We start from the raw sequence: 13,976 nt of genomic DNA, 5'->3' as shown, positions 1-13,976 counted from the left end.
GCAGAGATGAAAATTTTAATAGCAGCGGCTTTATTACTTGGGATTAATCAGCTCATGGCGCAACAGGAAGTCGATATTCCACCTCAACAGGATACCATCAGTACGGACACACTGAAGCAGGACGTATTTTTAGGGAACGAACAAAACGCACTTTCTTACGATACAGCCAATCAGGAGGTATTAATGGATACGATTCCCGTCACAGATGGTTTCTATCAGGCAAACAACCTAGAAGATGCTGTTCCATTTGCCTATCCTAAAGTGAATATGAAAAATATCCGTTTCTACAAACGGGTATGGAGAGATATTGATTTGTCTAACGAAGAGAATTATATTTACGCCATCCCGGGCGCATCCTTAATTGAAGCCATCATGAAAGGAATAAACGAAGGAAAATTAACGCCCTATAGCCCCGAGGACGATTCTTTCAAAACGAAGATGACCGCCAACGAAGGTGTCGCACGTTTTGCCGATAGCGTATTAGTTCCAATTTTTGACGAGGAAGGGAATCAGATCGATGCACAGATGGCCCTAAATGAATTTAACCCGGAACGCGTAACCAAATTCAGAATTAAAGAAGATATTTTCTTCGACAAACAGCGCGGTCGACTAGAAACGCGCATTATAGGTGTAGCACCGTTGATGGATATTTCCTCTTCCGCAGAACTTGCAGAATCCGTAGGATCAACACCAGCGTTCTGGTTATATTTTCCGCAGTTGCGTTATACGCTTGTTAAGGTCGATGTCTCTGATCCCGATCGAGGTCTTTATGACATGAGCATGGATGACCTATTTGTTCAGCGGAAATTTGCCAGTACGATTATCCGCGAATCCTCGCCTAGCGCTATGCGCCAAGAAGCACAATACGCAGAAAATGCCTTACAGCAGTTGCAGGAGGCCCAACAAATCGAGGACAAACTGGAAGCATATAAAGAAAAGCTTTGGTCAACTCCCAAAGGAGTGAACGCCGAAGAACTTGAAAATTACCAACCGCCGGTGCAACAACCAAACAACACGCCGTCTACCAGCAATCCATCAAGTACAACGCCAACAACTGCTGAAGAAGAAACAACGTCAGAAACTGAGGGGCAACAAAATCCGGTGCAACAACAGCAACCTGCCGAAAAGCCCATGGAAGAAGGCGAAAGCTTCTAATAAATACCTATATATTACCTTATAAAAAGGGGCTGTATCATAAATAATTGATGCAGCCCCTTTTTATACTTCGCTTTACGAATCCTTGCCTTAATCAAATTGTTTTAATCATCCTGATCTCCTGATTTAACCAGCAGAAACAATCCGTACCGCATTGATATAGAAAAAGCCGGTACTATTTGTGTTGTTCTCGCCTGAAGTAACCGTTATGGTAATTTCACCGTTACTATCTGGCTGTACGGCATTAGAACAAGCCGTTTTCGTCGTGTTGTTGGATGCATCCAAGCGAGATACAATCTCGTTTTCACCCTTCACGATATACTTCGCCTCCCGATTATCCCCGGCACCTACCCCTGAACGGGTACCGAAGAAGCAGAAATTATATTTCTTGGTTTTGTCCAGCCCTGATACGCGAAGAACACTTTGTACGATGGTCTTTCCACTGAAAACGGCTTTGCTGTTACCAAAGTAGGAATAAGATGAAACTTCTGTCGGAATATTCATATCGGTCGTCGTTGATTTCTCGCCGTTAGCATTGCGCCCGTTAAAACCTTCCACAATCGTCATAGAAACACCCGTATAATTTTCGTTAGCATCTTTTAAGTTGGTAATGGTTTCTCCTTCGAGATAACTATTCGCTCCCATGAATCCGTTCCATCCGGCTGTAGCATTGTTAAATCCGAAACCCACGAAGACTGGTGTCGTAGAAATGCCCGAACCGCCCGCATCTTGATAATCCGTCATCTGGGTAACCGAATGAGGGTTCAACACAGCATAATGCGCAGCATGTTGTGCGATTTCTGCTTCGTAGTCTGACAAACCCTGTGGTTTAAACAGCTTACCTATCGGACTTTTTCCAGTTAACATCTCAAACCAGGTACAAGCTGCCGTATAGCGGCCAATCGAAAGGTCCAAGTGATAACCGTCACGGGTAAAATTATCACCGATGAGGCTGGTACGTCCGTTTTGGATCGCTGTACCGGCAGGAATTAACATGTCAGCCTCTATTAAATCAGCCGCACGCCCTACCGCATCGACTATCGCCTGATACATCGTCATCTGATCCTTATTATAATTAGCAAACCCCTCATGTGTAGAATTTTGCGCGTAAGCCCAGGTTTGGTGCATGATCAGCTTAATTTTTGTATTGGTGGTCGTTTTCTTCACATAGTCGACCAACAGCGGAAGTGGTGTTGTAAACGTGTTGTACTGACCGGAGTTGGGACTTGCCTGCTGCATGCTGATATAGTCCCAATCATCGTCGGCAATCGCAGTCGCAATGCTCACGCTCGCCGTGTTTGTCTTCACGCCACCCTCTCCGATTTTACGGTATTGGTATGCCGCTCTGTTGCCGGTTGCATTTTCTAAATGTAGATCTAAAGAAGCTCCGCCGATATACAGATTACCGATTACAATCGGCACTCCCTCCTCTTTGGCAAGCTCGTAGAGATAATTTTCCAGCGCATCTTCGGAAAAACTGTTTCCGATGGCCAAGATCTTGATTACGCCATCTGCTGCTGCTACTGCTGACCCATCGTCTACCACGACGGTGCAAGTAGCTATGACTATACCATCTGTAGAGGAAATCGTTACGCTGGAGGTTCCATTGCGTATACCGATAACCGTCATCGAGCCATCCGTATTCTCCTGAAGGGAGACAACATCTGACTTTTCTACGGTCCAAGTGTATTCACGCAGTGGATTTTTATCGAACTGTGGTGTCAGGATGAGTTCTTCGCCAGGCACTAGTTTATAAATAGTATCGCCCAACGCGACAAATTGTTCTGGTATATCGGCTCTCGATTCGGTTTCCTTTTCGCAAGCTGCGAAGCCAAAAACCGTACTCAACAACACCAGTATCAAGATAAAATTTCTATATCTTTTCATGTTTCTTGTATTTCCTAAATATTGGATTTCAAATTATTTCAACTCCAGCTTAGTGACCACTGGAAAGTGGTCGGACGGGAAGATTCCATCCGTTTCGTCCTGCAACACTGCATATTCCTTTACCCGAAAATGGGAACTCGCAAAAACATAGTCAATACGGGAGGTAAACTCTCCTTGCGTGTTCCTGCCATTATACGTTCCGACCGGTCCTTGGGGATCCGTTTCACTTTTGGAACGGCTATCACTGAGAAAGCTCGTCAGGGTAATGATAGGTCTCTCTCCCGGCCGGGCATTCATATCTCCTGTCATTACTACGGGCTGCCCATTGGTCAGAAAATTGATCCGCTGTTGCATCAGCAACGCTGATTGGTCGCGTGCCACCTGACCGATATGGTCAAAGTGCGCATTGAACACAAAAAAGTTCCTTCCTGTATTGCGATCATTGAATAACACCCAGTTACATAGTCTGATGACGGCTGCATCCCATCCGTAAGAACTCCTGTCCGGTGTTTCGGATAAGTAAAATTGCCCTTGACTTCGCACCGAAAATCGCTTTCCGTCATAGAGAACTCTTTTGGACGTACCGGCAATCTGCATGCCTGTTGCCCGTTGTATATCCAACGCCTGATTTTCCCGGTCTTCCTGAAGAGATAAAATGTCGATATGATTATCTTTCACCTGCTTGATCAACAAGTCTCTTCGTACACTCCATTTATAATTATCCGGCAAGTCTTCGGTATCATGCAGGATATTATAACTGGCTACCACAAATGTAGGCTCACCTCGGAGCTGCGAACTGTCATCCTCACCGGGATTTACCGTGCTCCCTTTCTGACAGGAACTCCCTAACCAGATCAAGAGGACAAATCCGCATATATAAAAATATTTATCCATTCCCAATTTGTTTTACTCTGTAACAATCTTAAACTCCGCAATCGCGGGCCGCCGGCTGCTGATCGAAGGTCCTAATCTGTAATCGACCAGCTGCTGCACGCCGATGTTCTTGTACAGGATATGATCGGCAATAAATTCTCCTCCGTGCTGCGTCACCGTAGGCTCGCAGGGACGGCAACCCGGCGTAACTTCGTTCGTTAATACGGACGGTAGCATCTCCACCCCTTCATTTTGGAAAAAGAAATTACCCGCCACAAAAACGGGAATGTCCATCTCTTTGATGAAATTCACAATCGCTGTGGATTGCAATGGGCGGTTTGCTGCCCTTCGACTGGCCACACTACTATCGTCGAGATGCACACCGATAAATGCAATAGCAATATCTCTGCTGAAATTAACTTTTAGATAAGCCAACGGACGTTGGTCGCCACCAGCGGTAGGATCCACAGGTAGCTTCGCTATTGAAGATGCCTCGATCGGTAGCCTAGACAACACGGCTAGCCCAAACTGGCCTTGGTTATAGTTATCCAGCTGTGGCGCAAAGACATACTGCATGCCTGTACGATCTGCTATGACCTCTGCTTGATTGATATCAATACCGGTACGGGTATTATTCTTATCTACTTCGCGCAGGACAACCAGATCGGCTTCCTCGCTATTGATCAGATTGGCAAGCGCATCATAATCGGCATTTCTGTTGTTGATCCCGACGGAAACAATCCGGATGTTGTTTGGATCCTTCCCCGGATCTTCTTCATCGTCGTCCGGATCCGTTGTGCCGGGAGTTTGCGCATTTGGATCGATGGGTGGTGTATAGCTTTCCCAGGGTGCCTTACTACAGGAAGATAGTGCCAGGATCAGTACGCATAAAAAGCTCAATGAGGTTTTCATAATATATTTCTTTGTATTCTTAATAATTAATAACCAGGGTTCTGTACCATATTCGGGTTGGATAGCATTTCCACTTCGGGGATTGGCCACCAATAGGAGCGATTACCGTTTGTCGTCCGTGTCTCGACCTCAATCTTTCTTCCTGTAGCTGGATCTACAGCGCCATACACTACACCATTCATCACATTTTCCCATGTACCCCATCGGCGGATGTCAAAATAGTGAACGCCCTCGAAAGCCAGTTCTACCGTGCGCTCCTGGCGTATCAGCTGCCGCATTTTTTCTTCGGAGTTGTATTTTTCAAGTGTCGCGCTCGGCATGCCGGCACGATTACGTACCAAGTTGACATAATAAAGCACATCAGGATGGCTCCATTCACCCGATTCGACAAGTGCTTCGGCATAGCTCAACAGCACCTCCGCATAGCGTATGATCATAAAATCTAGGTTTCTGGTGCTGGCCGACGGTGTTTTATCCCGCTCATCCAGGTATTTTTTGACCCAGTAACCGGTCACGGTAGAATATTGATTACCCAACCGATTGGCATTGATATTGGAATTATCGAAGGGGTTCAGGGTAGAACTCATAAACGTATCGCCCACGAGCAGTATAGAAGCTTTCAACCGCGGATCGCGCATATCCTTATGGTTGGGATCGCGGTGGAAAAGGGCGATAGAATCGGCAGGTAGCTCCTGGAGGTTCCGTCCGTCTTTGAGCTGGTAGGCGTCAACAATAGCTGCCGTTGGCGATAGCACACTTTGTCCGCCCTCGCTTGGCATACCGATGGTGGTAAATGCCGCACTGTTCCCGTTTTCACGAAAAAAAATACGCTCATTGTTCGACTCGCCAGCGTAACCGAAGAGATCCCGATAGCTGTTGGCAGGATTAGCACTGCGATGAAGTTGATAAACTTCCGACTCGATAACCTTAAGGGAAGCCTCCTTCGCCGTTGGGTAATCGTGGAAAAACAATGCTACCCTTGTCAGCAGGGAATAGGCAATGCCAGATGTAATACGGGTACGGTCTGCAAAGTCGTATCTTTCCGGCAATTGCTCTGCACAGAATGCAAGTTCGGTTTTGACAAACTCGTAGACTTCCTCTGCCGTATTCCGCTCCATTTTACTTTCTTCGGGGCTAAGCGCTGTGGTGACAATCGGCACACCCCCAAACAGCATCAGGAGTTCCATGTGGTAATAGGCGCGCAGTGCCCTTGCTTCCAGGATGAAGCGTTCTCTTAGTGGCTCCTCCATGTATACACGGCCTATATTTTCCAGTAGGCGGTTTACCCGGCGGATCGTCTTATAATCATCCATATAAATATGGTTGGCCTTGTCCCAATCGGAGGCCTGTATTCCCTTTACGTAGGCTTCATATTCACCACGGGTGCTTTGCCGCGCCACCAGCTGGTCGCTCAAAGCATCCAAAAACATAATCTGCCTTCCGGACAGACCATCGGGAATTCCCACGTATCCCCTATAGAGTCCTAGTTCCGCATCTGCGGCTGTATTCCACCAAAGCTCATCGTATACACTGGTGGGATGATCCTGTACTAGAAATTTTTCGCAGCTGGTTGATAACAGCAAGCTGCCTGCTAAACATGCCGTAAAAATATATCGTTTGTTCATCTGATTAAAATCTTATGCTTGTACCTATTGAATATGTTGCCATAATACTGTGTTTCCATTGGTCGCCGCGACTTTCTGGGTCTATCATTTTCATCCCGGTAAACGTGATCGGGTTTTGGGCATTCAAAAACACCCGCAGACCGGAAAGTTTCAGCCTGTTTGCTACCTGCGGACTTAAGCTATAACCCAATTGGATAAATTTCACACGGACATATGCGCCGTTCTGAAACCAGAAGTCCGAAGCCTGTCGGTTATCTCCCGGACTGGCATTCAAGCGCGGGAAGCGTGCGTCTGTTCGTTCAGGATTCCAATAATTATCGGCATAATAGACCGTCGGAATTCCCCCATCCGCACTCATATCCAATGGCAGCGCAAACATGCCCGTCAACATGGCATCACTCTTACCCGTTCCCTGGAGTAAAAATTCCAGATCGAAGTTTTTGTAATCAAAGCGGAAATTAGAGAAGAAATTAATGCGCGGCATCGGATCGCCGATGATCGTTTTGTCGGCTTCATCAATCTTTCCATCTTGGTTTAGATCGATGTATTTAATATCGCCCGGGGCAGATAGATTGCTCCTTACGGAAATCCGCGGTTCACCGTTATCATAAAAATCACTCGCTTGCAACAGCCCATCGGTTTGATAACCGAATAAGCTCCCGATGGATGAACCTACCTGGTTCCGAATCTCTGCATCATTGCCGTAGGGGCCACCCTCCAAACTTAGAATTTCATTTTTGTTATAGGTAAATCCAGGGCGGAAGGAAAAACCAAAACCGTTCTCCAATCTTTCGTTATACGTAAGAGAGGCTTCAAAGCCTTTATTTTGTACCTCGCCGGCGTTCACCGGCACTTGTGCCTGAAAGCCGCCGGTTAGTGGCAATTGTGGCAGCAAAATAATACCGTTGGTCCGCTTATCATAGAAATCCATGGTAAACTCCAGTTTGTTGGATTGGAACAAACCGAGGTCTAACCCGATGTCCAGCATATTTACTTTCTCCCAAGAGATATCCGGATTACCATGTGTCACTTCCAGTGCGGTGCCCGGATTGATGAGCGACTGGTACAGGTATGGCTCGATATTCTCGTTTCCAAGACTTCCGTAGGATGCCCTCAATTTGAGGTTATTGACGAAGGATGACTCCTGCAGGAACGATTCGTTATGCAGGTTCCAGCCTACTGCAACCGAGGGGAAGAAACCGTATTTATTGCCCGGACCAAAGCGCGAAGAACCATCCATGCGCACGGTTCCTTCCAATAGAAAACGGTCATCATAGGAATAGTTCATTTTCGCATAAGCCGACCGTAGTGCGTAGATAGTCCAATCTCCCTGATTTCGCTGTTCCTGCGAGTAACCGAGAATTCCGTATAGCGAGTGGCCATTGTTTCTGTAGGTATAATCGGCATTTAAGCCCACAAAATAGTAGGACGACCGCGACTGACTTGCTTCCCGCTGCAGGTTCCAGTTTCTTAACAGGACACCTGTATAATAATCGAAATGTGTAAAATTTTCACGCACGTTGTGATGTGCATCACTGTTTAACCGGAAGCTGAACTGACCATTGACGTTCAGGCCGGGGATCACGGTCCATTTAGGACGGAAATTGATCAGCGATTCGGTATACTCGTTTTTGCGTACACCACCTACTTCGGCGTAAGCGAGTGGATTGACGATATCGGAATATTGCCCGTAAAAACGCTGGCCGTTTTTATCCGGAAAGCGTGGCAAAATATCTGGCGGTACCCGATACAGATCTTCCAAAAAGCGAAATGTGCCGCTTGTTGTCACCCGATTTACAAGCTGCCTATTCCGTTTGATGGCGGTAAAATCCAGGTTCACCAGAAAATTATCTGCCAAGGTGACGGTGGTATTCGCTCGGATATTAAAACGCTTGAGGTCTGAATGCGGAAGCATACTTCCCTGATCCATATAGTTTCCGGTAATCGCAAATCGAGCCAGACTATTTCCGCCGCTTAGGGATAAGCTATGGTTACTGATCGGCGCTGTTTTATCCAGCATGAGGTCCAACCAATTGGTATTGGGGTAGGTCAGCGGATCTGTTCCGTTACGTGTTTCCTCTATTTTCAGCTCGGAATGTTGGATGGGTTGTCCCGCCGCTATCCGCGCCTCATTATCCATTTGCATATAGCGGACAGCATCTACTGTTTGGGGCAATGCGGTAGGTGTTTGATAACCGAAATAACCGTTATATTCCACCCGAACTTTCCCCGCCGTCCCTCTTTTGGTCGTCACGACAATAACGCCGTTGGCTGCACGCGATCCGTAGATGGCGGCAGCGGCGGCATCTTTTAGGACGGTCACGCTTTCTACCGTAACGGGGTCGATATGGTTCATGTCCATAGGCACCCCATCAACCAATACCAACGGATTCGCGTCGTTCAATGTAGTGATACCCCGGATGTATACCGTGGCAGCATCACCACCCGGAAGACCGGAACCTTGACTGACCTGAATACCGGTTACGCCTCCCTGCAAGGCTTGCGAGAGGTTGGTAATCGGTTTTCCGGCAATGTTACTTTCTATAGGTAAGGTGGAGAGCGAACTTGCAATATGTTTTTTTTGCTGCTCATTCATTCCGACAACCACGACTTCCTCCAACGAAGCGACATCGCTATTTAACGAAATGGGCAAACTTCGCTCATTTTTGGTCACCCGATATTCCCGTGGAAAAAATCCTATCATGGAAAAAACGAGCACATCCCCTTTTTTTGCACGGATAGAAAAAAAACCTGCCTCATCTGTCAGTGCACTTTGGGAGGTACCTTTCACCATTACACTAACACCAGCCAACGGTGCCGGTGGCTCTTGGGTATCATACACGATACCGCTCAGCGTCAAGGTTTCCTGCTCTTGGGTTCTCTTCAACTCCGTTTGGGGTTTCTTCTCCAGGATAATTGTTTTTCCACTAATCGTATAAGCTAGCATAAGATCGTCCAAGATATTGTCTAATGCGGTTTTTAGTGGTACATGGTTAAAATTCGTCGTAATCGGTGTCGTGCTTTTAACAATGTTTTCATTATAGATAAAATAGTATCCGGTCTGCTTATTTAATTCCCGGAAGACTTCTTTCAAGCTGCTATTTTTTGTGCTTAATGTAACATGCTGCGCCATAGTATTTGCACTGAGGTGCATGCTGGCCAGCAATAGGAGAATACCTGTAAACTTCATAATTAAGAATGTTCGTTGAAATCGAACTAGATTTCTGGTTTTTTTTACATTAACGAACGGAGTTTTAGACCGTCGGAGTTTAAAATGTAATACTTCTTTCATACATTTGATTGTTTGATTATTAATTAATAAAGGGTAAGCTGGCGAATGCGCACAGCAATTAATTGGGTCGAACACTTTCCCTTCTCGACGGCCATCGAGGAGGGTTTTTATTCATTACATTTTTTATCTTTCCATCGTTTTTTGTTTTAATCGTTTGACCATTACTTTATTTCCATACACATCAACATCTAGACCTCCTGCTCGCTCCAATATTTCCAAGAGTACCGCTAAAGAATCTTTACGGGACACCATGCCCGTCAGTTTCACGGGTGGTACGCCATCTTGGTATTCCACCTCGGCATTATACCATCGCCCTACCTGGCGCATTACCTGCTGTAGATCAGATCCATCAAATAAGAATATACCATTTTTCCAGGCTACGATGCTCTCCGGATCGACATTAAGGACACGGATGCTCTTTCTATCCCTGGTTATTTCCGCCTGTTGCCCTGGGTGTAGGCGGACCGTCTCGCTCTTTTTGTTAATATTGACCGAACCTGTCAACAGGGTAATCTGGCTACTTTTCTCTTCGGGATAAGCCATCACGTTAAAGATGGTACCCAGAACTTCCACTTCACTTTCAGCAGTCTGCACAAAAAAGGGTTTGGAGGCCTGATGAGCCACTTCAAAATAGGCTTCTCCAATAAGCTTCACTTTACGGCTATCTCCAGAAAAATGGCTTGGAAACTCCAAGGAAGAAGAAGCATTCAACCAAACTTTGGTACCATCCGTGAGTACGATTTGATATTGACCGCCTCGGGGTGTACTGATTGTGTTTATCTGTGTGTCATCATGATGCCCGGGCACTACAGATTCATCCACCTGATACACGACCAGTCCTTCCTCCGCATTGAATACCGTTACCCCTGCTTCTTTCAATATCTGATCTTGTTTAGCATCGTTCAGTACGACCTGCTTGCCATTAAATAAGGTCAGTACCGCTTTATCAGATCCGGGCTGTGGGTAATCCGCTTCCGATTTGACCAGCTTTTCTATCGGAGCAGGCGGATTCATATACCGATAGGAAGCAACCGCCAAAAAAGCAACAAGAGAAATAGTTGCTGCAATCTGTACCCATCGACTACTAAGTAATCGTTTATATAGGGGTACTTCCCGTGCTCCTTGAATTTTTTCGTTTAACTGATCGAAAAGAAGGGAAAGATGTTGCTCTTGTGCAACTTCATTTCCTTCCTCTAGATCCTTATCCAACTCTTCAAGAATAATTTCCCGGAGTACGGCTTCATTTTCATCTATTTCAAAATATTGATAAAGACGGTCCAGTTCTTCGGACGTACAGCGGTTTTGAAGGAATCTATGGAACAGCTGCCTGATCGTATATGGTGTTTTTTCCAATCTTCGCTTTGTTTCTTTTCTCCTATTACGCCGGAAAAAAAGTTTTCATCTGCTCTGCTGAAATTTTTTTTAACTAAATGCAGCATGGGGGAGAGTATTGGAAAATTATAGGGGGAGGGACTTAAAAAATAAAGAATAATAATAACAGGGTATAATAACGGCTCTGGGTTAAATGCTCTCTTAATGCCTTAGAAGCTTTAACAATATGGTCGTTTATCGTAGAGGTGGAGATTCCCATTATTTCACTGACCTGATCATAGGTTAGTCCTTCCAGTTTACACAGCTGATAAATCTCTCGTCTTCTGGGTGGGAGCTGGGAAACAGCATTTTCCAGCATGGTCTTATATTCCTTTGCTCCAATCCATTTTTCCGTGGGAGACTCGCTTTGTTCTAATTCTTCACGTTGGTGTGCGACAGAGGAAGCCAACACCCTGAGCCTGGCTTCCTTTCGGAAATTGTCAAACACGGTATTTTGTGCAATCTGATAAATAAAAGACTTAAACGATCGCATTGTATCAATAGCGAAACGATTTTCCCAGATCTTGATGAATACGCTCTGCAAGATATCATCCGCGGTATCTTTAGATTTGGTCATACGCAATATATTGCCATACAATTTGCCACTATAACGGTTATACAGTTCCCGAAATGCACCTTGATCGTCCTGCTTCACTAAGTCTAGCAGGGCTATTTCGGACAATTCAACATACAATTTGGTACTTTTTTTCATTCTATGTTACCTTCCTAAAAAACACTTGACAGCTTTATCGGTTAGTTCTTGATAATATCTACTGTTATTCTATATTTTGCTAAAGCAAAGTTACACAATGATTCTTTTATACAGCATTTCGATGTAATTTTTTGGTTACACTTGTTTTTGAAGACTTGCAATACACATTTACGGCAGATACCGACATCATATTCCTTACTAGTGATTTTGGGTACAGTAACGGTAATATTCCGTATAGTGTATTCCGTTTTATTGTTGTCGCAGTTATCTTTTACAGGTTTCATTTTATTTACATATCTGTATGACTATACTCTTGTTATTGTGTTTCGTAACTATAGATTTTGACCCTCCATTTCATTTCGATAGTGTGTACCAGCTTAAAAACATTGTGCTCCCTAAACTATACGCTATTCGTTCACAAACCTACAATTCCCATATTACCTGTATATTAAGAAACGATAATATATTATTTACAAACGTGAGGGTATGTGGTAGAAACGATATCAGCTTTCCAACCAAAACGTAAAAAATGAAGAGGCCGCATCAGTTTATGTTCTGATACGGCCCCTTTTTTTATAGATCATGTTTGCGTCTAATTCGCTGTTAACGCAACTGCATTCAATTGTCGTGGAGATCCATCCGGACCTACCGCTATAATATTGTCAAATATCACTCTGGTACCCGGAACAATTCCGTTTAAGGCTGTTTTCATACTGGAGCTTAACGTTCCTCCATTGGTAGAAAGTACGATAGCGTCTGCCCTTGGTTTGGCGATAATCATACTAAATTTAGTGACCTTAAATTTAGCGTCAAAATCAAAGTTATCCAACGTTGCAAACACAGCGTTCTGAGCTTTAAGTGCCACGGTCGCCATATTGCCTCCCGTTTTTCCTCCGAATTTAGCAATTGGATCCGGAATTCTTTTGACTCTAAACTCTGTTGTACTCAATGTTTGCGTTTTGCCCGGTGCAACTTCGGCGGATACCGATATGCGGGCCGTTCCAGGCGAACTCACCGTAACATTATACTTCCCTCCAGAGCCAGAAATACGACCGCCACCGCCGTTCATACTTACATTGATCTTATTCGTAGGAGTACCTGGCGCGGACACAGAAATCGGGTTCGTTACGCCGATATACAATACATTCATCTTATCCGGTGAAACAACAGCCGAAGGTCTGGCTACCTGATAAGTCTGTTCAGGTGTACGGTATTCCTTAACCGTACCGTCCGTTTGTTTTACTTGGATGGTTCCCGTCCAGGTAAAAATACCCTCTTGGTTGGTAGGCACCGTATAGACACCTTTTCCATCCACTACATTTAACGCACTTCCATTGACACTGATCGATGGTTCTGATTTGGAATCTGAAGCGGTCAAGAAAACTTCCGCCGTATATGGCTGACCCTGAACAAGATAGGATGTAGGCGCTACCGCTACCGCTGCAAATTTATCCAGATTCACCACGGCTTGATCCATTTTGCCCAAAATAAGCTTCACGACATCGGATTCCGCATTTTGCGCATCGACTTGTATTTTAGTTAGTGTAGCCATTGCAGCCGTCAAAGGTGTTCCGCTTCCAAAATTAACATCCTCCCATTTTCTTTTGCCATTGACGGATTTCTCCGGATCTTGTGCTTCCAATGAAAACGAAACAGATTTCCGGTCATCTTCACTTAATAACGACAACAGTTTTTCGCGGGTACTGTTTATCTTTTCTTTTAATTCCACCCCTCTTTTGCCATTAATCATAAGATGAGGTGCAATATCTGCGTTTTCACGTCGTACCAAATCACCGGTGTCCTCATCATATCCACCACCTTGTTTCTCAAATTCCTGTTTTAATTCATTAATGTATTGATCCAGTTCATCTACAACAGCACGAGCCTGTTTAGCTTGTTCATAGATCGGTTTCGCCCGTTCCGGTTCTTCTTTTAGTTTTGTACTCTCAAATGCAGCAAACAACTGTTCGACAGAATTGTCAACATTCGTTTTAGAAGCTTCCAGACTGTCGTTGATATTCTTAAAAGCATCTAATATCGAGTTTGGTACATTTAATGCGAGTAAGGCCAGCAATACCAAATATAAAATATTGATCATGCGTTGCCTTGGAGTCTCTCTTCCGTAAGCCATTCTTTTACCTTTTTGTTA

At 44.9% G+C, this 13,976-nt stretch carries 9 protein-coding genes; 1 reads left to right on the top strand and 8 read right to left on the bottom strand.

The window, feature by feature from the left end:
• Positions 1–6 precede the first annotated feature (6 nt).
• Positions 7–1,155 (top strand): gliding motility protein GldN, encoded by a 1,149-nt coding sequence (gene gldN, locus G5B43_RS18120; protein WP_165296214.1) that lies wholly within the window; start codon positions 7–9, stop codon positions 1,153–1,155.
• 126 nt (positions 1,156–1,281) lie between these two features.
• Here the strand turns inward: gldN and G5B43_RS18115 are convergent, their stop codons facing one another.
• From G5B43_RS18115 to gldM, 8 genes are all read right to left on the bottom strand, one after another.
• Positions 1,282–3,042, bottom strand: coding sequence for a DUF4886 domain-containing protein (locus G5B43_RS18115; protein WP_165296213.1), 1,761 nt, complete (start codon positions 3,040–3,042; stop codon positions 1,282–1,284).
• A gap of 33 nt (positions 3,043–3,075) precedes the next feature.
• A complete protein-coding gene (locus G5B43_RS18110) occupies positions 3,076–3,936 on the bottom strand; it encodes an endonuclease/exonuclease/phosphatase family protein (RefSeq protein WP_165296212.1) in 861 nt (286 codons plus the stop codon).
• Between the two features lie 12 nt (positions 3,937–3,948).
• On the bottom strand, positions 3,949–4,827 hold the full coding sequence (locus G5B43_RS18105; protein WP_165296211.1) for an endonuclease/exonuclease/phosphatase family protein: 879 nt from the start codon (positions 4,825–4,827) through the stop codon (positions 3,949–3,951).
• Positions 4,828–4,853: 26 nt separating this feature from the next.
• Complete coding sequence (locus G5B43_RS18100; protein WP_165296210.1) at positions 4,854–6,452, bottom strand: RagB/SusD family nutrient uptake outer membrane protein; 1,599 nt, start codon at positions 6,450–6,452, stop codon at positions 4,854–4,856.
• Positions 6,453–6,456: 4 nt separating this feature from the next.
• The gene (locus tag G5B43_RS18095) at positions 6,457–9,642 is read right to left on the bottom strand and encodes a TonB-dependent receptor (RefSeq protein ID WP_165296209.1); all 3,186 of its coding nucleotides are present in this window, start codon (positions 9,640–9,642) and stop codon (positions 6,457–6,459) included.
• 225 nt (positions 9,643–9,867) lie between these two features.
• A complete protein-coding gene (locus G5B43_RS18090) occupies positions 9,868–11,097 on the bottom strand; it encodes a FecR family protein (RefSeq protein ID WP_165296208.1) in 1,230 nt (409 codons plus the stop codon).
• Between the two features lie 121 nt (positions 11,098–11,218).
• Complete coding sequence (locus G5B43_RS18085; RefSeq protein WP_165296207.1) at positions 11,219–11,827, bottom strand: RNA polymerase sigma factor; 609 nt, start codon at positions 11,825–11,827, stop codon at positions 11,219–11,221.
• Positions 11,828–12,419: 592 nt separating this feature from the next.
• The gene (gene gldM / locus G5B43_RS18080; RefSeq protein ID WP_165296206.1) at positions 12,420–13,958 is read right to left on the bottom strand and encodes a gliding motility protein GldM; all 1,539 of its coding nucleotides are present in this window, start codon (positions 13,956–13,958) and stop codon (positions 12,420–12,422) included.
• Positions 13,959–13,976 lie beyond the last annotated feature (18 nt).

It is taken from the genome of Sphingobacterium sp. SGR-19 (assembly GCF_011043555.1).
In the GTDB taxonomy this organism is placed as follows: domain Bacteria; phylum Bacteroidota; class Bacteroidia; order Sphingobacteriales; family Sphingobacteriaceae; genus Sphingobacterium.
This window is presented reverse-complemented; position numbering and strand designations above follow the sequence as displayed.